The 22299-nt window shown below is 32.9% G+C and carries 23 protein-coding genes; 18 read left to right on the forward strand and 5 right to left on the reverse strand.

All coding sequences use genetic code 11. The features are described from left to right. Nucleotides 1-118: 118 nt before the first annotated feature. From B0A68_RS17915 to B0A68_RS17945, 7 genes are all read left to right on the forward strand, one after another. Nucleotides 119-955 carry a mechanosensitive ion channel family protein gene (locus B0A68_RS17915; RefSeq protein WP_035683485.1) on the forward strand — a complete coding sequence of 279 codons (837 nt, stop codon included), beginning with the start codon at nucleotides 119-121 and terminating at the stop codon, nucleotides 953-955. A 177-nt stretch (nucleotides 956-1132) separates the two neighbouring features. Continuing rightward, nucleotides 1133-2125: an alpha/beta fold hydrolase gene (locus B0A68_RS17920; protein WP_035683486.1), complete on the forward strand. Its 993-nt coding sequence runs from the start codon at nucleotides 1133-1135 to the stop codon at nucleotides 2123-2125. Nucleotides 2126-2149: 24 nt separating this feature from the next. Next, nucleotides 2150-2539, forward strand: a complete 390-nt coding sequence (locus B0A68_RS17925) for a DUF1398 domain-containing protein (RefSeq protein WP_035683487.1) — start codon at nucleotides 2150-2152, stop codon at nucleotides 2537-2539. A gap of 80 nt (nucleotides 2540-2619) precedes the next feature. Beyond that, on the forward strand, nucleotides 2620-3471 hold the full coding sequence (locus B0A68_RS17930) for a sulfurtransferase (protein ID WP_035683488.1): 852 nt from the start codon (nucleotides 2620-2622) through the stop codon (nucleotides 3469-3471). 18 nt (nucleotides 3472-3489) lie between these two features. After that, nucleotides 3490-4731, forward strand: a complete 1242-nt coding sequence (locus B0A68_RS17935; protein WP_035683489.1) for an ATP-binding cassette domain-containing protein — start codon at nucleotides 3490-3492, stop codon at nucleotides 4729-4731. A 3-nt stretch (nucleotides 4732-4734) separates the two neighbouring features. Beyond that, nucleotides 4735-5346, forward strand: a complete 612-nt coding sequence (locus B0A68_RS17940) for a hypothetical protein (protein WP_035683490.1) — start codon at nucleotides 4735-4737, stop codon at nucleotides 5344-5346. A gap of 15 nt (nucleotides 5347-5361) precedes the next feature. Next, nucleotides 5362-5844: a hypothetical protein gene (locus tag B0A68_RS17945; protein WP_035683492.1), complete on the forward strand. Its 483-nt coding sequence runs from the start codon at nucleotides 5362-5364 to the stop codon at nucleotides 5842-5844. Between the two features lie 58 nt (nucleotides 5845-5902). On the opposite strand, the gene B0A68_RS17950 is transcribed toward B0A68_RS17945, so the two are convergent. The 3 genes from B0A68_RS17950 to B0A68_RS24790 all read right to left on the reverse strand — a co-directional run bounded on the left by B0A68_RS17950 (nucleotide 5903) and on the right by B0A68_RS24790 (nucleotide 7749). Then, nucleotides 5903-6946 carry an RluA family pseudouridine synthase gene (locus B0A68_RS17950; protein WP_035683494.1) on the reverse strand — a complete coding sequence of 348 codons (1044 nt, stop codon included), beginning with the start codon at nucleotides 6944-6946 and terminating at the stop codon, nucleotides 5903-5905. Next, entirely contained in the window at nucleotides 6939-7556 is a 618-nt protein-coding gene (locus B0A68_RS17955) for a PASTA domain-containing protein (RefSeq protein WP_035683495.1), read from the reverse strand. Before B0A68_RS17955 ends, B0A68_RS17950 begins: the two co-directional genes overlap by 8 nt. Nucleotides 7557-7620: 64 nt before the next feature. Then, nucleotides 7621-7749: a hypothetical protein gene (locus tag B0A68_RS24790; RefSeq protein ID WP_262486745.1), complete on the reverse strand. Its 129-nt coding sequence runs from the start codon at nucleotides 7747-7749 to the stop codon at nucleotides 7621-7623. Between the two features lie 136 nt (nucleotides 7750-7885). Here B0A68_RS24790 and B0A68_RS17960 point away from each other — a divergent pair, with 136 nt between their 5' ends. The 5 genes from B0A68_RS17960 (at nucleotide 7886) to B0A68_RS17980 (ending at nucleotide 12068) form a co-directional block, all read left to right on the forward strand. After that, entirely contained in the window at nucleotides 7886-8857 is a 972-nt protein-coding gene (locus tag B0A68_RS17960) for a D-alanine--D-alanine ligase (RefSeq protein ID WP_035683497.1), read from the forward strand. Nucleotides 8858-9141: 284 nt separating this feature from the next. After that, on the forward strand, nucleotides 9142-9834 hold the full coding sequence (locus B0A68_RS17965; RefSeq protein WP_035683499.1) for a DUF421 domain-containing protein: 693 nt from the start codon (nucleotides 9142-9144) through the stop codon (nucleotides 9832-9834). 72 nt (nucleotides 9835-9906) lie between these two features. Next, nucleotides 9907-10365, forward strand: coding sequence for a pantetheine-phosphate adenylyltransferase (gene coaD, locus B0A68_RS17970; protein WP_035688024.1), 459 nt, complete (start codon nucleotides 9907-9909; stop codon nucleotides 10363-10365). A 28-nt stretch (nucleotides 10366-10393) separates the two neighbouring features. Further along, nucleotides 10394-11413, forward strand: a complete 1020-nt coding sequence (locus tag B0A68_RS17975; RefSeq protein WP_123947523.1) for a hypothetical protein — start codon at nucleotides 10394-10396, stop codon at nucleotides 11411-11413. A 76-nt stretch (nucleotides 11414-11489) separates the two neighbouring features. After that, a complete protein-coding gene (locus B0A68_RS17980) occupies nucleotides 11490-12068 on the forward strand; it encodes a PhnA domain-containing protein (protein WP_035683504.1) in 579 nt (192 codons plus the stop codon). A 158-nt stretch (nucleotides 12069-12226) separates the two neighbouring features. Here the strand turns inward: B0A68_RS17980 and B0A68_RS17985 are convergent, their stop codons facing one another. Together B0A68_RS17985 and B0A68_RS17990 are read right to left on the reverse strand one after the other, a co-directional pair. Next, nucleotides 12227-12673, reverse strand: coding sequence for a hypothetical protein (locus B0A68_RS17985; protein ID WP_035683506.1), 447 nt, complete (start codon nucleotides 12671-12673; stop codon nucleotides 12227-12229). Nucleotides 12674-12950: 277 nt separating this feature from the next. Further along, a complete protein-coding gene (locus tag B0A68_RS17990; protein ID WP_035683508.1) occupies nucleotides 12951-14312 on the reverse strand; it encodes a DEAD/DEAH box helicase in 1362 nt (453 codons plus the stop codon). Between the two features lie 250 nt (nucleotides 14313-14562). Between B0A68_RS17990 and B0A68_RS17995 the strand changes: the two genes are divergently transcribed. The 6 genes from B0A68_RS17995 (at nucleotide 14563) to B0A68_RS18020 (ending at nucleotide 22279) form a co-directional block, all read left to right on the forward strand. Further along, nucleotides 14563-16290 carry a M14 family metallopeptidase gene (locus B0A68_RS17995; protein ID WP_035683510.1) on the forward strand — a complete coding sequence of 576 codons (1728 nt, stop codon included), beginning with the start codon at nucleotides 14563-14565 and terminating at the stop codon, nucleotides 16288-16290. A 524-nt stretch (nucleotides 16291-16814) separates the two neighbouring features. Then, a complete protein-coding gene (locus B0A68_RS18000) occupies nucleotides 16815-17717 on the forward strand; it encodes a hypothetical protein (RefSeq protein ID WP_123947524.1) in 903 nt (300 codons plus the stop codon). Beyond that, on the forward strand, nucleotides 17698-18768 hold the full coding sequence (locus tag B0A68_RS18005; RefSeq protein WP_035683512.1) for a hypothetical protein: 1071 nt from the start codon (nucleotides 17698-17700) through the stop codon (nucleotides 18766-18768). The genes B0A68_RS18000 and B0A68_RS18005 overlap by 20 nt, the downstream gene beginning before the upstream one ends. A 534-nt stretch (nucleotides 18769-19302) precedes the next feature. Next, nucleotides 19303-20043 (forward strand): DUF6882 domain-containing protein, encoded by a 741-nt coding sequence (locus B0A68_RS18010; RefSeq protein WP_051892534.1) that lies wholly within the window; start codon nucleotides 19303-19305, stop codon nucleotides 20041-20043. A gap of 248 nt (nucleotides 20044-20291) precedes the next feature. Then, nucleotides 20292-21689: an energy transducer TonB gene (locus B0A68_RS18015; protein ID WP_051892537.1), complete on the forward strand. Its 1398-nt coding sequence runs from the start codon at nucleotides 20292-20294 to the stop codon at nucleotides 21687-21689. Nucleotides 21690-21691: 2 nt separating this feature from the next. After that, nucleotides 21692-22279 (forward strand): hypothetical protein, encoded by a 588-nt coding sequence (locus B0A68_RS18020; protein ID WP_035683513.1) that lies wholly within the window; start codon nucleotides 21692-21694, stop codon nucleotides 22277-22279. Nucleotides 22280-22299: the final 20 nt, after the last annotated feature.

The following is a 22299-nucleotide window of genomic DNA, read 5'->3' on the forward strand; positions in this document are numbered from 1 at the left end:
TCGCACCCTGCTTACATTACTAATTATCAATACCTTAATTCACCTTTACAAAGGTTTACTTCTTTAATTCTAATAAAATAAAAATTCTGTAAATTAGCTTTTTCAACATTAGAAAATTATGACTGATTATTTAAAAGACTTTAGAATTGGTATTTTCATTACCATTATCGTGATTACTACGATTATTTTGGGAGCAATAACAGAAAAGGTCCTTAAATATTTTTTGTACCGAAAATTAACTGATAAAGAATACGATGCAACCGGATTTAAATTTTTAAAGCATTTGGTTATTACCGTTATTTATATTTTAGGTTTTGCTTTTGCATTAATCCAGATTCCAGAATTTAAAATCATCGGGCATTCTTTTTTGGCCGGAGCCGGAGTAATTTCCTTAGTTGCAGGTTTAGCGTCTCAGCAAGCATTGAGTAATATTGTGAGCGGTATATTTTTGGTTATTTTCAAGCCTTTTAAAATCAATGATAAGATTACAATCAATAATTTTGTTGGAACCGTTGAAGATATAAATCTCCGTCAGGTGGTATTAAAAGATGCCGAGAACAACCGAATTATAATTCCAAACTCCGTTATAAGCAATCAGATTATTGTAAACACCAATATGCATGATACAAAATGCTGTAAAATAATCGAAATTGGAATTGGATATGAATCTGATATCGAAAAAGCATTAGAAATAATGAAAGATGAAATTGCCAGTCATCCCCTTTTTATAGACATCCGAACGCCAGAAAATAAAGCAGAAAATATCCCTGTAGTTACCGCAAGAGTTGTTGCTCTTGCAGATTCCAGCGTGACCTTAAAAGCGTGGGCCTGGGCAAAAAATTCTACAGATGGTTTTGTTATGTATTGTGATCTGCTGCAAAGTATAAAAAAACGTTTTGACGATGCCGAAATTGATATTCCCTACCCGCAAAGAGTCATTACCTTAAAGAAATAACGAAAATTAAATTCTTACCTGAGAATATACCAGTAATAAAATGACTTTGAATATTGTTGCTGTAATGGCTTAATTTTAACCCAATAGCTTTTTTCTGATAAGTTTAAGAGTGTATTTTTTGGTTTTAAAAATGCATAGCGGTAAATTTATAATTCGTAATCTTAAAACTGCTTTAAAATGAAAATCATAAAACTCCTAATACTTTTACTGCCGCTTTTTTGCCTTTCGCAAGAAGAAAAAATAAAGCAGCTAGATATTAATTTAACCAATTATGAATATCCTTTTCCTGTAAATTTTTTAGAATTGAACAATCAGCGTCAATCTCTTAAAATGGCTTACATGGATATTAAGCCGGATAACTACAACAATAAAAATATTATTTTACTGCACGGAAAAAACTTTAATGGAGCCTATTGGGAAAATACAATAAAAGCATTGACAAAAGAAGGTTTTCGTGTAATTGTTCCCGATCAGATTGGTTTTGGAAAATCATCAAAACCGGATAATTTTCAATATACTTTTCAACAGCTTGCCGAGAACACCAAAAAACTTTTAGATCATTTAGAAATTAAAAAAACAGCCGTTTTAGGACATTCTATGGGCGGAATGCTCGCTTCAAGGTTTGCGTTAATGTATCCTGAAAGTACAGAAAAATTAATTCTGGAAAACCCGATTGGCTTAGAAGACTGGAAATTAGTCGTTCCGTACAAACCTGTAGAATGGTGGTACGAATCTGAATTAAAACAAAACTATGAAGCCATCAAGAAATACCAAATGGAAAATTATTATGATGGAAAATGGAATGCAGATTTTCAAAAATGGGCAGAATTAGGCGCAGGATGGACTTCCGCAGCAGATTACAATAAAGTGGCCTGGAACTCAGCTTTGCTTTATGATATGATTTTTACACAGCCTGTTTTATACGAATTCAAAAACATTAAAAGTCCAACACTTTTAATTATTGGAACCAGAGATAAAACTGCTTTAGGCAAACCGTTAGTATCTGATGAGGTAAAAAAGAAAATGGGAAATTATGAAGCATTGGGCAAAAAAACTCAAAGCGCAATTCCAAATTCAAAATTAGCAGAAATTCCTAATACCGGACATTTACCGCATATTGAATCTTTTTATCACTTTATAAAACCATTAATTGAATTTTTGAAACAATAAATAAAACCTTAAAAAACAAACAAGATGTTTACAATAGATCAAATAAAAGAAGCACACGCTAAAGTAAAAACCGGCGCCGATTTTCCTAATTACATACAAGACTTAATTATTCTGGGCGTAAAAGGTTACGACACATTTGTACACGACGGGCATGTTGAATATTACGGAGTAAACAATTACAGTGTTACGGCAGATGAAAAATACAACGAAATTAAAGTTGCCGATTTTCCCAACAAAGAGCTTTTTATCGAGTTTCTTGTAAAACATCAGCACGGAGAAACGGATTATATTACTTTTTGCAATCATTGTGCACAATGCGGTATTGCAAAATGGCGTGTTGATATTCTAGAAATGACCTGTACTTATTTTGATAAATCACAAAACGAAATCCTGATCGAAAAGATTCCGGGTTAATTTTTAAATGTAAAAAGCCATTTCCTGAAGTTTGAGATTAATAAAAAGAATTTTGTCCTGAGAAATATAACTTTCAAAAAATGCCAGAAAAACTTTTACCACTTATAAATACCGAAGAATTACTTCAATTACATTCTTCCGATCTTATATTGATTGATGCCAGAGCGGGATTAAATGCCCGCGAAAACTATCAAAATGAACATTTAAAAAGTGCTCGTTATGTCGATTTGAATCTGGATTTGGCAGCTGTAGAAAATCCGGCAGACGGAGGAAGACATCCGCTTCCTTCTTTCTCGAAATTTTCAGAAGTACTTTCTAAACTTGGCATTTCACGTTCGAGTCGTGTAGTTATTTATGACGATAAAAATGGTTCAAATGCTGCAGCCCGATTTTGGTGGATGTTAAAAGCAGCTGAACATACAAAAGTTCAGGTTTTAAATGGAGGTCTGCAGGAAGCCATAAAAGCTAATTTTCCGGTAAGTTCTCAAATCGAAAGTTTTGAGACAACAGAAAAATATCCGATTTTAAACTGGAAATTGGGTTTAGCCGACATTGAAGAAGTTGAAAGTGCGCGAAAAAATGATAAAAACATTGTAATTGATGTTCGCGATAAAAATCGTTTTGACGGGCTTACAGAACCTTTGGATTTAATAGCCGGACATATTCCGGGAGCAATAAATATTCCTTTTAGCGAAAATTTAGAGGAAAACGGTCTTTTTAAAGAATCATCTATTTTAGCCGAAAAATATACTGCGATCTTAAGAGATACTCCATCACAAAATATAATTGTACATTGCGGCTCCGGCGTTACCGCCTGCCACACCTTATTAGCAATGGATCATGCCGGAATAGAAATTCCAAAACTTTATGTTGGTTCCTGGAGCGAATGGTCTCGAAATGAGCGCGAAATGGCAACAAAAGAAACAAATTAATTATTTTAAGATTTTATAATGCAGCATTGGGATATACTTTTATCAAATCAGGTAAACAAGAAAAACTTTATAGACAACATACTTTCAGGCGAAGCAAAAGGAGAATTGGCCGTTTTTAATACCCTAAAAGGAATTTTATTCTCAGATATCGCAATCGAAAAATTCATAGAAAAAGAATACCAATACGACAGTGTCGAAGCTTCGCCAGAATCGCACCGCCAATTACGAACATTTTCTTCAGGCGAACGCAAAAAAGAATTTTTAAAATACTGCATCAGCCAAAAACCAGATTTTATCATTTTTGATAATCCTTTTGATCATTTAGATCAGGCTTCGAGGGTAATTTTAGCAGAATCGCTTAAAGATTTAACTCAGGATATTTCCATTATACAATTGGTCAGCCGTGTTACAGATGTACTTAATTTTGTTCCTAATAAGGCACAGATAAAAGACGACACATTTGAACTGCAGCCGATTTCAAAAACCGAAAACCATTTTAAAATTTTAAATACTTCAGAAATCCCTAAAGCTTTAGAAGAGCATTCTTTTCACGAAAGTGTATTAATAAAAATGGAAAATGTATCGGTAATTTATGAAGAAAGAAAAATTATAGACAACATTTCCTGGACGATTAAACAAGGGGAATTCTGGCAGCTAATCGGTCCAAACGGCTCTGGAAAAAGTACCATTTTATCACTGATAACGGGTGATAATCCAAAAGGATTTGGACAGAATTTATTTTTATTCGGAAGAAAAAAAGGCACGGGAGAAAGCGTTTGGGATATCAAAAAGCAAATCGGAATCTTCACCACTTCAATGACCGATTTATTTCAGAAAAGCCATACTCTAGAACAAATGATCCTTTCGGGTTTCTTTGATTCTATCGGATTGTATATTGAGCCTACCACACATCAGAAACAAATTGTAACACAGTGGCTTGAAGTAATCGGAATGGCCGCATTAAGAAAAAAACGTTTTATAGATCTTTCTGTCGGCCAGCAGAGAATTGCGTTAATTGTGCGTGCTGTCTTAAAACATCCGCCATTATTAATTTTAGACGAGCCTGTAGAAGGTTTGGACGACGAAAATGTAGATTTGGTAATTCAGCTTATCAATACGATCAAACAAGAAACAAACGTCACTATTTTATATGTTTCGCATAGAATAGAATCTGGTCTTGCGCCTACTTCGGTTTTTGAACTCGTGCCGGCGCCAACAGGATCAATCGGAAAAATAAATTACCATTCTGAATTAAATTAAAAAATGAAATTTATTTACATCGTTGCAGCATTTACAGGATTGACGTTAATTTCATGTTCTGGCACAATTTCGACTTCTAAGAAAGAATATCATCTTACAGAAAACTCTCAAATAGAATCAGATTGGAAATTTGATCCACAAGAATGGTCATTAGAAAATCAAACCTTTAGCGGAAGCGGTTCTGCAGAACATTGGGCTGTTATAACCTCAAAAAAACAACTTCCTGAAAATTATGAAATCACATACAGCATTAACCTCTCGAGCGGTAATCTTGTTGAAACCATGCTGAATTTTGATAAGCAAAATTACATTAGAACTTACTTATACAACATCGACCAGAATATTGTTATAGGAAGAGGAATTTACAACAAAAAAAGTGACGAATACAATAAGCGTGGCGGTCCAACACTTTTAAATAAACCGTTTAACTTTTCAAGTAACACCTGGCATAAAGTAAAAATACAAGTTCTAAACAAAAAGCTTTTGTTTGTTGTAAACGACAGCGTAAGTATAGAATGTTCTTTGGAGAAATACAATCTAAGCCAAAAAGGTAAAATTGGTTTTCTGACCAACGGAAAAGCCAAAATAAAAGATTTGAGGATTAAAAATCTGTAATACGTTTCTATACAAATGAAAAAGTACGAAATCCTGCAAAATGGAAATAACGAAATGATTATCTCTTTTTATTTCAATAAAAAATCATTGACAATTCCATCAATATTATTAATTTCTTTTTTAGCTGTTGTTGTAACTCGAATAGCGCCAAAACAAATGTTAGAGATCTGGGGATCACTAATTATTGCAACGCTTTGTATTTTACATTTAGTATTTTATGATTATTTTGAATGGAATAAAAACAAGTATCATAAAATCAACATTAAAGATGACGATTTGTTTATTAATAATGTATTTCACTGTAAGTTATACAAATTACAATCTGTAAATATTGCCTACGCCAACGGAAAACATAATGTGGGATGGATGGTCTATCTAAATGTTTTTCCTAATTCATCGTATGATCACATTATCAAAAAGAGATTAAAAGAAAAAGAAGCACACGAAATCGCAACTGAAATTTCATTATTTCTAGACAGAAATATTAAAGTTGAATAAAAAAAGCTCCAAAGGAGCTTTTAAATATAGTAAATTTTCTAATTGACAAATTATCTAATTAGTTCTCTTCTTCTTCAGTATTGTGTGATTTCACATAACCGCGCCATTTTTCAATACAATCCTGAAAATCCTGCGGCAGTTCAGTATCAAAACGCATCATTTCGCCAGTGTTAGGATGCACAAAACCAAGCGTTTTTGCATGTAGTGCCTGACGTGGCAATGCTTTAAAACAATTCTCAATAAACTGTTTATATTTTGTAAACGTAGTGCCTTTCAGAATCAAATGACCTCCATAACGCTCGTCATTAAACAACGGATGTCCGATATGTTTCATATGTGCACGAATCTGATGTGTTCTTCCTGTCTCTAATTTACAAGAAATCAAAGTTACATAACCAAAGCGTTCTAAAACTTTATAATGCGTAATAGCAGGTTTTCCAATCTCAGGATCAGCAAAAACAGCCATCTGCATGCGGTCTTTTAAGTGCCTTGCAAGATTCCCTTCAATAGTTCCAGACTCTTCTGAAACATTTCCCCAAACAAGTGCAATATATTCGCGTTCAGAAGTTTTAGCTTCAAACTGTTTGGCCAAATGGGTCATCGCAGCTTCTGTTTTGGCTACAACCAAAAGACCAGAAGTATCTTTATCAATTCGGTGAACTAAACCTGGGCGTTCGCTGCTGTTCATTGGCAGATTATCAAAATGATGTGCCAAAGCATTTACCAAAGTTCCGGTATAATTTCCGTGACCAGGATGTACAACCATTCCCGGTTCTTTATTAATCAATAAAAGTGCGTCATCTTCATAAACAATATTCAACGGAATATCTTCAGGAAGAATATGATTCTCAAACGGAGGATGAGATAACATAACAGTCACCACATCAAAAGGTTTAACCTTATAATTTGATTTTACCGGAATATCATTTACAAAAATGTTTCCTTCAGTTGCTGCATTCTGAATTTTATTTCGGGTTGCATTCTGAATCAAATTCATTAAATATTTGTCAATACGCAAAAACGCCTGACCTTTAGGGACTTCAAATCTGTAATGCTCGAATAATTCGTCTTCCAGATCTAAGTTTTCAATCGTATTATTCATCTTTTGGGGTTTCTGTCTCTGGCACAGCTAAACTGTCAGCCTGACTATCATCTACATAACTTGCTTTTCCGTCTCCTAAAACCAAATCAATTTTAGAAGCTTTCAGCACGCGGTCTCCTACTTTTAAATTTCTTCCTTTGTAGCGCATCTCTAAAACCATATCTTTTCCAAGATTAGGAATGTAGGTAATTGTTCCTTCCTCAAGTCCTAAAGCTTTCAATGTAGGAACTGCTTCGCGATATGTTTTTTCAATTAAATCAGGAATTCTAACAGACGAAAATCCAGATGCATTAATTTTAATATAAATCTTTCTGCCTTCTTTTACCTTAGTACCAGGCAGCGGATCTTGTTCTACAACACTATATTTTGGGAATTCACTTTTATAATCAACACTGTCCAAAAGTACGTAATCCAAGTCCAATTCGTCTAATTTTTGCTCCACTTGCTCTTCTGTCAGTTTCGCTAAATTCGGAACAGCAATTTCATGTCCGTGATCTGTTGTAAAAGTCAGCCAATGCATAAACAAATAAGCTAAAACCGCAACAATACCTGCTGCACCTAATACTTGTAGAAAAAATACACGACTTGTTAAATACTTACGTAAACTCATAAATTAATTTTTAGTTATGGCAAAGATAAACCTATTTCGTTTCAAAAAAAATGATAATTTTGTTTTAAGCAAGAAAGGTTTTAGTACCTTTTATTATCAGGAGCTGTTTCCTGCTGTCCGCTGTATCTTTTTCTGTCTGGAGCAGCCAGAAAAAGGATGCCGCTTCCATCAGGGCTGGGGCTTCAGGTTTCATAAGTCTTTTTTCGATACTAATTGTCCTCCCGAGGAACGAGAGATTACAAAAATGAACCAATAAGTAATAAAGAATCTGAAACAAAGAAAACTTAAAACCTTAAACAAAAAAAAATAAACAAATAAATATCAAGTCAATGAAAAACATTGCCATCATCATGGGAGGCTATTCAAGCGAATACAAAATTTCTCTAATCTCAGGAAACGTCGTTCACCAATATCTTGACAAAACCAAATACAACGGATTCCGCATCCATATTTTTAAAGATAAATGGGTTTACGTAGATGAAAAAGAAGCTGAATTTCCAATTGATAGAAATGATTTCTCCGTTACTGTAAACGACCAAAAAATCACTTTCGATTGTGTGTTTAATGCAATTCACGGAACTCCTGGAGAAGATGGATTAATGCAGGCTTATTTCGAATTACTTGGTATTCCGCAGTCTTCATGCGATTATTACCAATCGGCTTTAACCTTTAATAAACGTGATTTATTATCTGTTTTAAAACCATACGGAATCAAAACAGCTATTTCGTATTACTTAAATAAAGGCGACAAAATCAATACAGACGAAATTGTAAAAAAAGTGGGACTGCCATGTTTCGTAAAACCCAACAAAGCAGGCTCAAGCTTCGGAATTTCTAAAGTAAAAACTGCTGCAGAATTACCAATTGCAATAGAAGTAGCTTATAAAGAAGACAACGAGATCATCATAGAAAGTTTCCTTGACGGAACAGAAGTTTCTGTAGGTGTAATTAATTATAAAGGTGAAGTAATTGTTTTACCAATTACAGAAATCGTTTCAGACAATGATTTCTTTGATTACGAAGCCAAATACGAAGGAAAATCACAGGAAATAACTCCGGCAAGAATTTCTGATGAATTAACGCAAAAAGTAGGCGAAACGGCAAAACGTGCTTACGAAGTTCTAAAAATGAAAGGTTTCTCTAGAAGTGAGTTTATCATCGTAGATAATGAACCGTATATGCTGGAAATGAATACAATTCCGGGTTTAACAACAGAAAGCTTAATTCCGCAGCAAGCCAAAGCAGCCGGAATTTCTCTGGAAGAATTGTTTACAAATGCTATTGAGTTAGCGCTTTCTTAAAAGAAGGTTCTAAACTGCTATCCCGAGGCTTCGGGACTAAGGTTCTGAGATTCTAAATTTCAGAACCTTTTTTATACCCCGGCTTTTCTATACTTCTTCCCCTCTGCCCCTTTGAACATTTGAACCTTTAAATCTTTGAACCTATGAACCTCAGAGCAGAACCTCAGAGCCTTCAAAAAATATCATAATTTCAATAAATTAATAATTTGAAACATGGGAATTACAATACAGATCTGCTATGAAATCTTAGTAACTTAGATTCTTAAAAATTAGCAAATCAGCAAATGAAAGAAATATTCGAATGGGATCGACTTCTGTTTAATAATCTTCCGGAGAGTTTCGTATTGGAAGTTATTTTTCGTTCGACCATAATGTTCATCGTCCTGCTCCTCACACTAAAATTGGCAGGAAAACGAGGTGTAAAACAGTTATCCATTTTTGAGACTGTAATTATTATTGCACTGGGCTCTGCAGCAGGCGACCCTATGTTTTATGAAGATATAGGAATAATCCCGGCTGCCGTAGTTTTTATTGTCATCATTATTTTATACCGTTCTGTAACATGGCTTACCGGAAAAAGTAAAAGATTTGAGGAATTTATCGAAGGAAAAACAGAATGTTTAATTAATGATGGGAAATTTTCTGTATCTACTTTCAAAAAAGAAAGTCTGGCACAAGACGAATTTTTCTCTGAACTCCGCATAAAATCAATCGAACATCTGGGTCAGGTAAAACATGCTTTTATAGAGACCAGCGGCGAAGTAAGTGTTTTTTATTACGCTGATAAAGAAGTAGGATACGGACTTCCTATTCTACCCGCTTTATTTGGAAAAAAAAGTAAAATTATTCCAAACGACGGCATGTATTCCTGTACTTTCTGCGGGAATACTACAGAGCAAAAAGCAGGAACAGCACAATGCAGCGTCTGCAAGAAAGAAGAATGGGTAGAATCTATAAATACGCTGCGAATTACCTAGCAAATTCAAAATAAAAAGCCTTATAACTTTAGTATATTTGTAATTCAAAACCTTAGAAACTTGAAAGAAAAAATGCGAAAAGCTATATTTCCAGGATCTTTTGATCCGATAACATTGGGCCACGAAGACATTATTAAAAGAGGGATTTCACTTTTTGACGAAATCGTGATTGCCATTGGTGTCAATGCCGAAAAAAAATACATGTTTTCTCTAGAAGAAAGAAAGCGTTTTATTGAAGAAACTTTCAAAAACGAACCAAAAATTTCTGTAATTACCTACGAAGGATTAACAATTGATTTAGCAAAAAAACTAAAAGCCAATTTCATTTTAAGAGGTCTGCGCAACCCGGCAGATTTTGAGTTTGAAAAAGCTATTGCGCATACCAACAGGAAACTTTCTAAAATAGAAACTGTCTTTTTATTGACTGCAGCAAGCACTTCTTACATCAGCTCAAGTATCGTTCGTGATGTATTGCGAAATGGAGGCGAATATGAAATGCTGGTTCCAGATGCAGTTAGAGTAAAGATATAGCGAATTCACAACTAAGTTATTGTAATCAATGAAAAGAAAAGTTATCGCTATTCTTATAATTTGCTCCGTGATTATTTCCTGTAAAAAAGAAGAAAAAGCAAAAAAAAATCAGATTAATTCTAATGAGGAAAATCTAAAGGTTACTAATAAAACTAAACCAGACAGTCTTACTTTACTTTTTAAAACGAGTAACAATATCAACGAAGAAATAAGAATTTCTGGTTACCAGCCAATGGACAACGATAAATATTTTTTAGTTGCAGATAAAAATTTCATTATTGTTTCCAAGTATTTAAAGAGTGAAAAAGAACTCAAATTAGTCAAAAAAGATACATTAGTTTCCAATGAATTCACTTACACAAGAATTGGAAAAGAAAGCTTTCAAAAAACAAAGATTAAAGACCAGGAATACATTCTTTTATCCGTTAATGAAATTTTCAAAGGAAACGCTGTCACAGAGCAAACTGTATCTTTTATAATGTTAGATACTAAAACTCTTAATGTTTATACTTTAATGTATGCTGGCGAACCTTCACTTCGAAGTAATGAATCTATCGATGGTAAATTTATCGAAAATGAATTTTTAGATTCAAAACCCGAAATAAAAAAAGCGATTTACGAATTTGCAAATAAAAGCAAATGGGTCTTTCACACTTCAAAAGACCAAAATCATTATACTAATTATGTTGAAAAATGGGAGGCAGACAATAATGCCTTTAATCATTTAGCAAATGGTTACTCAGGAATTCCAGAGGTTATTTACAGTACTTATTATAAAGATGATTTATTCAAATACACAGGAAATTATGAGGAAGAGGAAAGTATAGAAAATGATAATTTTAAAATTGTATCCTACACTCGAAACAATATAGTGGCATTCGATAAAAACAAAAAATTATATTTTCCTATTTACACCGAAACGTGTGTTACCGGTTGTGATAAAAAAATAAGATTTATTTCTGAAAATAGTATTGAAGTAAAATATTATGAACATTCATCAGACGAAACTTCGATCATTAATCTTGACGAAATAATATTTAAAAACTAGAATTTTAACCCCAAACATAATTTGCAAACGCGGTTATTAATAAGTAATTTCGCGCTTTCAAATAAATTACAAAAAAATGAGCATAGAAAGAGAATTAAACAAACGCAGCGGGTCTAAATGCGAGCTTTGCGGTGCAGAAGAAAACATAAAAGTATACACTGTTCTGCCAACTCAAAAAGGCGGCATCGAAGAAAGTGTATATGCGTGCAATACCTGTATAGATCAAATTGAAAATCCTGATAATGTAGATTTGAATCACTGGAGATGCCTTAACGACAGCATGTGGAATGAAAATACTGCTGTACAAGTTGTTGCCTGGAGAATGCTGAGCCGTTTGCGCGCTGCAGGATGGCCTCAGGAATTGCTGGACATGATGTATTTAGATGAAGATACTCTGGCTTGGGCACAAGCAACCGGAGAAGGTGAAGATGACGAAAACAAACTCGTTCACCGTGACAGTAACGGCCTTATTTTACAGCATGGAGATTCTGTTGTTTTAATAAAAGATCTTAAAGTAAAAGGTTCCAGTATGGTTGCCAAACAAGGAACTGCCGTTCGTAATATTCGTCTGGATCACGAAAATGCCGAATACATTGAAGGAAAAGTAGACGGACAGCAGATTGTTATTATCACGCAGTACGTTAAGAAAATATAGCTTCCTTTAAGGTTCAAAGGGACAGAGATTCAGAGAGGCAAAGGTTTTTCTTCAAACTTGAAACTTCAAACCTGAAACTTGAAACTTGAAAAAAAACCTGAAACAAAAAAAGCCTGTTCAAAATTTGAACAGGCTTTTTCTTTTTTTATATTGTAAAATTATCTTTGGAATAATTTATTGATTTGATCTTTTACTAATGGCTCAGAAACATTGTTTGTAGCAGCGTCTCTTTCTTTGCTTGAAACCATAAATTGAACTGTAGCTTTGTCTGGAACTACGTTTCCTGTGTAATGCAACCAAATGTAATTGTTAGGTAATTCTAATTTGATATCGTACAAAGGTGTTGCTGTAAATCCGCCTACAATAATATTATAAAGATTTACGTAATCGTTATTTACGTTTTTGAAAGCAAATTTTCTCAAACTTGAAGAATCATCATCATTCTGAATACTAGTGTAGTATACTGTATATTCATCTCCAATTTTTTGAATGTAGTTATTATTTACTTTTCCTAATTTCTCAACTGGAACTGTTTCAATAACCTTAATTTGTGCAAACGAAACAAAACTAAAGAACAAAGCGGCAAGGGTAATAATCTTTTTCATAACTAATTTGGGGTTTACTATTTTACGATCACAAAAAAACATAGAAATAATGAAAAAACACACATCAAATCGTTATTTTTTTAACAGAAAATTGTAAAACTTAGTTACAAAACATTAAAACACTGAAAAACAAATACTTAAATCCTAAGAATTTAATTCAAAATTCAAAAAAAGTTCCTTTAAAATCATCATTTCAGAACATCAATTACAATCTTAACAAGTCTATTCTTTATATTCTAACTTCTTGCTTCCTTCTTCTTTCGTATAAATCTTAAATCTAAAATTTACTTCCCTTCTCCTCTTCTTTTTTAACGACATTACGGGCAACTTCAATTTTAAATTTCTTGCCTTTCATTTTTTCGTCTTTAATATTTTTAAGAAGCTCTGTTACTTTATTAAATTTTACAGCGGCAAACGATACAAAGTCTTTTACCTCAATTAAACCTAAATCTTCTTTTTCCAATTTCCCTTTTTGAGAAAAGAAACCTACTATATCAAATTTGTTTAGTTTAGTCTTTTTTCCACCGCTGATATAAATAGTCTGATATTGAGGTGGTTTTGGCAGTGCTACTGTATTTTCTACATTTAGGATATCCATTTCGTAATCAACATAATCCAATTTTTTTTCACTTTCGTGAATGATCAAATACGCTGTTCCAGATGCCTGCATACGAGCTGTACGACCGTTACGGTGTGTAAATTCGTCTTCTTTTAGAGGTAAATGATAATGAATAACGTGTTTCATTTCTGGAATATCCAAACCACGCGCAGCCAAATCGGTTGTGATTAGATAACTCACGCTTCCGTTTCTAAACTGAATCAAAGCACGCTCGCGCTCGTCCTGATCCATTCCGCCGTGATAATATACAGAGTAAATTCCCTTCTCGTTTAGAGTATCACTGATGCGTTCTGCAGCATCACGATGATTACAGAATACAATAGCCGACTGGGATTTTAAAGAACAAATCAGGTTAAACAAACTCGTCAATTTATCTTTTGCAGGCGAAACCACCATTTTCATCGAAAGATTTGTTTTTTCTTCTTCCTCTGGAATAAAGTCCAAAACAGCCGGATTGACTACTCTGGTATATTTTGGAATCTCAATATCTGAGGTCGCCGAAACCAAAACACGTTTGTTTAGTTTTGTCAGTTTACCAATGATAAAAGACATTTGCTCATGAAAACCCAATTGTAGTGACTTATCAAATTCATCTAGAATTAAAGTCTGGATTTTATCCATTCTAAAAGTTCCTCTCTCAATATGATCTGCAATTCTTCCCGGAGTTCCAATTAAAACTGCTGGTGGATTGCTCAAATTTTTTATTTCAGTATCAATAGAGTGACCACCGTAACAAATATTTACTTTATAATCTGTTCCCATTTTTTTCCAAACCTGTTCGATCTGCAATCCTAATTCGCGAGAAGGCACCAAAATCAGACATTGAACCGAAAGAATTTCTGGCTGCAATAATTCTAAAACCGGCAGTAAAAAAGCCAAAGTTTTTCCGGATCCTGTCGGAGAAAGCAGTAAAACATTATTTTCGTTAAGAATAGCATCCTGCGACGCTTCCTGCATTTCGTTTAAGCTCTCAATGCCTAAATTCGAAAGTATATTGTTGGAATGGTGTTTTTTATTCATTTTGCAAAAGTAGGTAAAATTTGTTTCAAGTTTTTCTTGTTTCAGGTTTCAAGCTTTTTTTACCGCAAAGAGCGCAAAGGTTTAAGCAAAGTTCACAAAGTTTTTATTCACAAAGCTTTGCGAACTTTGTGTTTTTAAAACCTTTAATATAAAAAATCTTTGCACGCTTTGCGTTAAAAAATACAAAGTTGATCAAACTTCAAACATTAAACAAAAAACTTATATTTGATTCCTATTAAAATCAAAATTCATGAAACTTTTTACCATTCTCTTTTCACTATTCACTATTACCCTTTTAGCTCAAAACAACAAAAAATACGATACGTTTTTTGAAAAAGGAAACGGAAATCAATCGGCGTCTTATCCCGAAACTATTGCTTATTTTAGGATGCTGGCCAACGATTTTCCTACGATTGAAATGAAAGAAATGGGACTTACCGATTCTGGCGAGCCGTTGCACATGATTACTTTTAATCCCGATAAGGAATTTGATTTTGATAAAATCCAGAAAACCAAAGCCGTTCTTTTTGTCAATAACGGAATCCATGCCGGAGAACCAGACGGAATTGACGCAACGATGCAATTCTACAGAGATTTAGCAACCGGAAAATTGAAGGCGCCAAAAAATACTGTTTTGGTTTCTATTCCCGTTTATAATATTGGCGGTGCTTTAAACAGAAATTCCACTACGCGCGCCAATCAGGATGGACCTGAAATTTATGGTTTTAGAGGGAATGCCAGAAATTATGATTTAAATCGAGATTTAATAAAATCGGATACGAGAAATACGAAAAGTTTTACAGCCATTTTCCAGAAAATAAATGCCGATGTTTTTATAGATAATCACGTGAGCAACGGCTCAGATTATCAATACAAACTGACTTATATTATGACGCAGCACAACAAACTCGGAACAGTTTTGGGCGATTTTATGAATAACGAAATGATGCCGGCGCTGGTAAAAGACCTGCAGAAAAAGAAAATTGAAACCACGCCTTATGTAGATTCTTTTAAAGATACACCGGACAAAGGTTTCGGGCAATTTGTAGACAGTCCGCGATATACAACGGGTTATACTTCGCTGTTTAATACAATTGGTTTTGTGGTCGAAACACATATGCTGAAAAAATATGCCGAGCGTGTAAAAATGACTTACGAATACATGAAATCGACTTTGGATTTTACCGATGCGAATTATCAAAAGATAAAAGATTTAAGGGCAAAGAATTTAGAACAATATCAGCCTAAGAAATCGTATACTTTAAAATGGGAATTGGACAGTACAAAAGCCACTACTTTTTCGTTTTTGGGTTACGAAGCGGGTTACAAAAAAAGTGAAGCCACAACGGGAAATCGTTTGTATTACGACCGAAATAAACCGTATAAAAAAGACGTTCCGTATATTAAAGAATTCAAATCCGCTAAGGAAGTTGTGATTCCGACTGCTTATATTGTCCCAAAAGGATATTGGAATATTATGGAACTTTTGAAAAACAATACTATTTCATTCAAACAAATTAAAAACGATACCATTATAGAAGTTGAAAGTTACAGAATTGCCGATTTCAAAACGGTTCCGTCTGCGTACGAAGGACACTATTTGCACCGAAATACGACGGTAACTTCTAAAATAGTTAAAATGGCTTTCGCCAAAGGTGATTTCTATATTCCAACAAACCAAAAAGGCGTAAAATACTTAGTTGAGGTATTTGAACCGGAAGGTGTTGATTCCTTTTTTAACTGGAATTTCTTCGACCCTATTTTACAGCAGAAAGAACATTATTCTGAATATATTTTTGAAGATACTGCTGCGAAAATTTTAAAAGATAATCCGTCTCTAAAAGCAGAATTAGAAACTAAAAAACAATCTGACGCTGGATTTGCTAAAAATCCTGAAGCGCAGTTAGAATGGATTTACAAGCATTCTGTTTATTATGAAAAGGCGCATTTGCAGTATCCTATTTATCGCGTTTTGTAGATTTTTTTTACCACAAAGTTTTTTTTACCGCAAAGTTCGCTAAGGTTTTTTGAGTTTGAGTGGTTTTGAAAACGTTAAGATCGCAAAGCTGTGCGTCTCGAACTTTGTCAAAGTTTAAAACTTTGACAAAGTTGAATCCCTAGCTAGCGCGAGCGTCCCGCTCGTGAACCCGCAACGATAGCGCGGATTTGCAATCCGTGCACGCAAAGATTGTTTAGTTCTCTTTGTAAATATAAAAAAGCACATCAATTTGTGTAATTTTTGTTTTAATGATTTGTATTTATGTATTACTGTTGCGGGCACGGATTGCAAATCCACGCTATCGGGTTTTTTTGATTGCTTTGATTTTTAAACGCAAAGTGCGCTAAGTTTTTTTGCTTTAGATTGCAGTTGAACAAACGCTTAAGGTCGCAAAGCTATATATTAGAACCTTATAGATAAACTGTGTTATAAAACACCATTTAAAAAAATTGATTTACAAATTAAATAGGCTTAGATTTAATGATATTACAAAAGTAAAAGGTATGGACTTAATCATTTGTTTAGTTCAAAAAGATGGACTGCTAGTTTTTTTAAGTAATTTTTTTGATATCAAAAAAGAGACATTATTCACAGTTTCAATTACATTATTTGTATTTTGGGCTGGAACTTCTATAAATTTACTTATTAACTATTTTAAAGAAAATAGACTCCGTAAAAATTATAAGCATACAATTAATCTTCTTCTTTCTGATTTAGCACGAGTCTGTAAAAAGCAATATTTAGCTTCAATTTCAGATCTTAAAACATATAGTTTACTTGATGACAAGACTATTGCAGTAAGACAGATGATATATGCACCACTACAATTTTTAAATAAGATGGACTATTCCTTATTTATAAAATACTATGTCAGATGTTGCAATAAAAAACAAAAAGTCAAAGCTTCTACAAGGCTATTTCAAGTTATTGGACAAGCAAATATTTTTGAACGTGACAATCAAGAGAAAATTAATCTGTATTTGAATATAATTAAACCTCTACAAGAAACCTATATCAAACATATGCTATATTTAGAAGTTTTTAGCGAAACTATTGATAAGCTTGAAGTTTCTGATTATGATTTTAAAAATGATTTAATGGAAGTTTTTACCCTTTGGAATATTAAACATACCAATAACAGTTTTAGAAACTCTTTCACAAATTTAGTTTCACCTCTTATTCATGTTGTAAATAGATATCCACAAGAATCCACTGCAACAAATCTTATTTCTATTTTGAAAGAATGTCATTTTGCTTATAGCGAAATGGCACACATTGATGTATCTATGAAAGAATATTTTAAGATTTTTGCATACAACAATAAAAGGGTTTATCGCGACATTGAAATTATTTTATGTATTTTAAATAATAAAAAGAAAAAAGAAGATGTACTTAGAAGATTTTAGAAATAATGAGTTTGATAGATGTGCAATATTAATTCCAAGTATTCCTCATTCAATTATTAACTTAAAATATGACATTTACTCTTCACACGCATATAAGTTTACGGTAACGTCTCTAAGAGATTTGGAGCTATCAGTAAATGGCCTTAATAATGGAATTGATGCTGTTCCAGCGTTAAACATGTGGTATCTTTCTGTGAATTCTTTCCTGGAAACAATTCTTAAAATTTTATCTCTAAAAACAGGAATAACCGACAATTATTCTGATATGACAATTGAAGTTAAGTATCGTAGAATTTTAAATATGTTACTTCTAGAAAACTCTATTTTAGAAGATAAATTATATGATAAGCTTTCTGATTTTACTTTAATCCATAAAAACCTGCACATGGATTTAAATGATAAAAATAAGCTATTATTTAAAACCGCAAATTTTTCTCCAAAACCTTTCTTTATAAATCAAATAGATGTGATTCAAAGCATGATGATTGCTGTAGAAATTTTTCAAAATTTTCGATTTATTTTTGAAGGACTCGATTTGATGCCCAATATTCCAATATTAACTCAAACTGAAAAATGTGTTTTTGAAAAACTTTCCGTTTTACAAAGTAATGTTATAGTTCCAATAATTAATGATATTCTTTCAAAACATAAGATAAAAACTAAATTAATTTATCAGGAGAAATTTAAACAATTCCCTACTACCAGTCTCTTTGAGAATAAGCAGATTTTAATAATCTCAAAAAATGTTGAAGATGAAAAATATAAATGGAAATTAAATTCTTTACAAACTGATGTAGTATCTTATTATCATTTTAATTTAATGAAAAAATATAATGGAAGAGAAGAAAATTTTTATCGAAATTATCAAGCTCAAAATCAAAAAAATATCACAGAAGACAAAACAAAAAATATTAAAAAGCCTAATAAAAACAACTTTACTAGGCTTTTAAATATTACAGAAAAAATAAAAAACTATTTTCCGCCCGATCGCGCAGATTTATCCCGCAACGATAGCGCGGATTTGCAATCCGTGCACGCAAAGATTGTTTAGTTCTCTTTGTAAATATAAAAAAGCACATCAATTTGTGTAATTTTTGTTTTAATAATTTGTATTTGTGTATTAATGTTGCGGGCACGGATTGCAAATCCGCGCTATCGGGTTTTGTAGATTTTTTTTTAACGCAAAGAGCGCTAAGTTTTTTTGAGTTTGAGTGGTTTTGAAAATGTTAAGATTGCAAAGCTGTGTCTCAAACTTTGTCAAAGTTTAAAACTTTGACAAAGTTGAATTCCGATCGCGCCCAAGCTAGTGTGAGCTTCCCGCTCGGAACGCAATATAATAAATTCAAGATTTTAAATAGAAACAGTCACGAGCGAGACGCTCGCGGCAGCAACGGAAAAAGAATAAATGCTTATTTATCCTTCAATATTTTTCTAAAAACTCAACTTTGTATTTTTCTGCCTGAACTAAACATTCATAAAACCTAAAACCAGACAACGGTTTATTTAATCATCATTTTTCTGACTTATCTTAAAAGTTAATATATTTGAAAACATCAATTTTCTAATTCTAAAAAATCATAAAGAAATGGGGCTATTCAACAATCTATTTAAAAAGAAAGAAGAAAAAACAGAATCAACTATCAAGCAGCAAATCGGTGCTAAACATTTTACATCTGAAAATGATTTTTTAGAAAAATTTGGAGCTGTTGCTTTAGAAAAACAAAGAAACTTGTTTGAAGTAACGGGCGATCTATCTTGGAACGTCAATATGGATACAGAAGAAATAACATTTGGAGACAATCTCACGTTTCCGATTCAGGTTTTGGGTTCTTTTTCGCATTCTTCAGAAACCTGGCTTTGGATCTGGGAAAATAAAGCAGGCGGTTATGCTGAATCTGTTATGAAACAAGCTCTTTTATTAAAACAATACGGAGAAGAAAATAATATTGATTTATTGACTGTTGGAAAATTTGACGCTGTAGAAAATGATTTACATTTAATAGGAATGATTGCTGTTGAAATGTTTAATGCAAGTGGTTATTATCTCGGAAATTACGGTCAGGGTACAATGGTTGTTTCGATTAAATCTGATACAATAGATAAAGTTGAAAGCGAAGATTTTGCTAGAATTTTAACCGTTTTTCCAGAACTGATTTCAACATTTGAAATTCAAAACCACAAAAATGCTTTTACAAATTATCTGTCTCAAAAAGGTTATGAGCTGACATCAAATGGAGATGAAATCAAGGCAGAAAAGAATGGAAATGTGATTAATGCTGTTTTTAATGAAGATAATCTTTTGACAAAATTAAATGGGAATTCTTAATATTTTCATCTAAAAACAATAAAATCAAGAAAGTCTTCTGAAACCGATTGGCCGCGTGAGGGATAGAAGCTAACTGCCGAAGCAGTGCGGATAGCCCGACAGGATTTAAGAAAAGCCCTCACAAGCGTAAAGTTGATTAGGGCTTTTTTTTAAATTCTGGCACGCCCTGATATTTGAGTTTATTTTTTGAATATTGATAAGAAATAATTTATATTTGAAAGATAACTGCTCCATAACCAAAACCTTCTATGACACTAAAAAAACTGCTGCCATTTGCATTTATTTTGATTTTTATTTCGTGTAAAAATGAAAATAAAGGAAGTAATCCTGCCGAAGAATCTCAAAAAGCCACAACCAATACAACATCTAGCGATAGTCTGCAAACCGAAGATTTAGAGGCTGACAGCACTAAAGTTTCGTCCTCTGATTTGGAAGCAGACGGCAGATTATTGGCCGATTTTTATCTAAAAAATGACAAAAAACCTCAATTTTTCTATATAAACAATACTAAAGATACGACGATTGTTTCTGCGGAAAAAACTAAAATCACGATTCGCGCTAATAGCTTTGTAAGTTCGAAATCTAAAAATGCGGTAACGGGAAACATCAAAATTTCGGTTAAAGAATATTATAAAATTTCGGATATTTTGCTGGGAAGACTTTCGACAACTTCAAACGGAAAGTTATTGGAAACAGGCGGTATGCTGGATGTCAATGCGTTTTCTGAAAATGAAAAATGCGATTTGAAAAAAGGCAAAGCAATTGAAATTGGGTTTCCGAGAAAAAAAGAAAAAGAGGGAATGCAGCTTTTTTCTGGAAATTGGAAAAATGGTCAGATCAATTGGGCGGTTGCACAAAATTCACTTAATTTAAATCAGATCTTTACGAAGGTAGATGAACCTCCAGTTTTTCCGGGCGGACATGAAAAATTTTATAAACTTTTGGGCAACTCTATTAAACTGCCCGAAGAAACCATTTCTGGAAAGGTATATGCTTCTTTTATTGTTGATAAAGAAGGAAATATAACCAATGTAAAAATTACTAAGGGACTTACAATAGGCATTAATACAGCTGTAGTAAACGCTTTCAAAAAAATTCCAAGGTTTATTCCCGGCAAAGTAAATGGGATTCCCGTCAATACAACTTATCATTTGCCCGTTACCTTTAAAGGTGAAGATGACGATATTCCATCACAAAAATCAGCTTCTTTTACTAATGAGTTTAGAAAAACTGATTATACTGAAAAAACAATACTAGAAGAAAAAACTGCGGTAATCGATTATTATTTATTTAGCAGCGTTAGTCTGGGAATGATCAATTGCGACCGATTTTTAAATCTGAGCAAAAATTTAAAAACAGACTTTGCGATTAACTTTGATAATAATAGCGAAACTACTGTTAGTATTGTCTTTCATGATATTAAATCAATAATGACTAATAACACAATAACGAATGAGGTTACTTTTAAAAACATTCCTTTAGAAAGAAAAATTACGATAATTGCGATTAAATATTTTAACGGAAAACCCTTTATTGCAACCAAAGAAACAACAACATCTGCGACAGCCGAAAAGAATCTGGCTTTTCAACCCATAAGTCTTCAAGGCTTAAAAAGTGAAATGGAAAAACTAAATCAGATTAATTAATTATGAAAGTAATCTATACCTGCATCGTCTTTTTATTTTCGATTTTATGCTTTTCGCAAAGCAATGAAAACATTCCTGATCACAAAGAAATTGCTTTATTTCTGGAGCATTTGGATGTTTCTGGAAAAAAAGTGGAAAAAGTGGATCAGAAAATTATACCATGGACAGCCTATGACATTTATGGCGAACAAAATCTTGAAATAGAATTAAGTTCATTTATAAGCGGTATTTTAAGATATAAAGCGCTGCAAAATTATTTTAAACCAGAAGATTTAAAATTTGTAGAAAAACAATATTTAAGACAAAAAGATTCGATCTGGCAAAAAAACGATTTTGAAAAATTCAATATAACAGGTCCAAAAGAACAAACGAAAATCAGCGAACATAGTAAAAAAGGCCAAAGAATGGGATCATACTATTCGTATTCTTTTTCTGTTCCTCTTTTTTCGCTCGACAAAAAATATGCTCTTGTTATACAGCAGTTTTACTGCGGTTTAATGTGTTCAGATCAATGCACTTATCTTTATGAACGAGACAGTATCTCTAATAATTGGAAACCAATTTTAAGCTGGTATTGCGGATCTGCTTAAAATATTAGCTTACAAATATT

The sequence above is a fragment of the Flavobacterium reichenbachii genome, assembly GCF_002217435.1.
GTDB lineage: Bacteria > Bacteroidota > Bacteroidia > Flavobacteriales > Flavobacteriaceae > Flavobacterium > Flavobacterium reichenbachii.

Excerpts from the sequence above, each read along its gene's own strand:
- B0A68_RS17915 (WP_035683485.1), top strand. The coding sequence starts at position 119 with ATGACTGATTATTTAAAAGACTTTAGAATTGGTATTTTCATTACCATT.
- B0A68_RS17920 (WP_035683486.1), top strand. The coding sequence starts at position 1,133 with ATGAAAATCATAAAACTCCTAATACTTTTACTGCCGCTTTTTTGCCTT.
- B0A68_RS17925 (WP_035683487.1), top strand. The coding sequence starts at position 2,150 with ATGTTTACAATAGATCAAATAAAAGAAGCACACGCTAAAGTAAAAACC.
- B0A68_RS17930 (WP_035683488.1), top strand. The coding sequence starts at position 2,620 with ATGCCAGAAAAACTTTTACCACTTATAAATACCGAAGAATTACTTCAA.
- B0A68_RS17935 (WP_035683489.1), top strand. The coding sequence starts at position 3,490 with ATGCAGCATTGGGATATACTTTTATCAAATCAGGTAAACAAGAAAAAC.
- B0A68_RS17940 (WP_035683490.1), top strand. The coding sequence starts at position 4,735 with ATGAAATTTATTTACATCGTTGCAGCATTTACAGGATTGACGTTAATT.
- B0A68_RS17945 (WP_035683492.1), top strand. The coding sequence starts at position 5,362 with ATGAAAAAGTACGAAATCCTGCAAAATGGAAATAACGAAATGATTATC.
- B0A68_RS17950 (WP_035683494.1), bottom strand. The coding sequence starts at position 6,946 with ATGAATAATACGATTGAAAACTTAGATCTGGAAGACGAATTATTCGAG.
- B0A68_RS17955 (WP_035683495.1), bottom strand. The coding sequence starts at position 7,556 with ATGAGTTTACGTAAGTATTTAACAAGTCGTGTATTTTTTCTACAAGTA.
- B0A68_RS24790 (WP_262486745.1), bottom strand. The coding sequence starts at position 7,749 with ATGAAACCTGAAGCCCCAGCCCTGATGGAAGCGGCATCCTTTTTCTGG.
- B0A68_RS17960 (WP_035683497.1), top strand. The coding sequence starts at position 7,886 with ATGAAAAACATTGCCATCATCATGGGAGGCTATTCAAGCGAATACAAA.
- B0A68_RS17965 (WP_035683499.1), top strand. The coding sequence starts at position 9,142 with ATGAAAGAAATATTCGAATGGGATCGACTTCTGTTTAATAATCTTCCG.
- coaD (WP_035688024.1), top strand. The coding sequence starts at position 9,907 with ATGCGAAAAGCTATATTTCCAGGATCTTTTGATCCGATAACATTGGGC.
- B0A68_RS17975 (WP_123947523.1), top strand. The coding sequence starts at position 10,394 with ATGAAAAGAAAAGTTATCGCTATTCTTATAATTTGCTCCGTGATTATT.
- B0A68_RS17980 (WP_035683504.1), top strand. The coding sequence starts at position 11,490 with ATGAGCATAGAAAGAGAATTAAACAAACGCAGCGGGTCTAAATGCGAG.
- B0A68_RS17985 (WP_035683506.1), bottom strand. The coding sequence starts at position 12,673 with ATGAAAAAGATTATTACCCTTGCCGCTTTGTTCTTTAGTTTTGTTTCG.
- B0A68_RS17990 (WP_035683508.1), bottom strand. The coding sequence starts at position 14,312 with ATGAATAAAAAACACCATTCCAACAATATACTTTCGAATTTAGGCATT.
- B0A68_RS17995 (WP_035683510.1), top strand. The coding sequence starts at position 14,563 with ATGAAACTTTTTACCATTCTCTTTTCACTATTCACTATTACCCTTTTA.
- B0A68_RS18000 (WP_123947524.1), top strand. The coding sequence starts at position 16,815 with ATGGACTTAATCATTTGTTTAGTTCAAAAAGATGGACTGCTAGTTTTT.
- B0A68_RS18005 (WP_035683512.1), top strand. The coding sequence starts at position 17,698 with ATGTACTTAGAAGATTTTAGAAATAATGAGTTTGATAGATGTGCAATA.
- B0A68_RS18010 (WP_051892534.1), top strand. The coding sequence starts at position 19,303 with ATGGGGCTATTCAACAATCTATTTAAAAAGAAAGAAGAAAAAACAGAA.
- B0A68_RS18015 (WP_051892537.1), top strand. The coding sequence starts at position 20,292 with ATGACACTAAAAAAACTGCTGCCATTTGCATTTATTTTGATTTTTATT.
- B0A68_RS18020 (WP_035683513.1), top strand. The coding sequence starts at position 21,692 with ATGAAAGTAATCTATACCTGCATCGTCTTTTTATTTTCGATTTTATGC.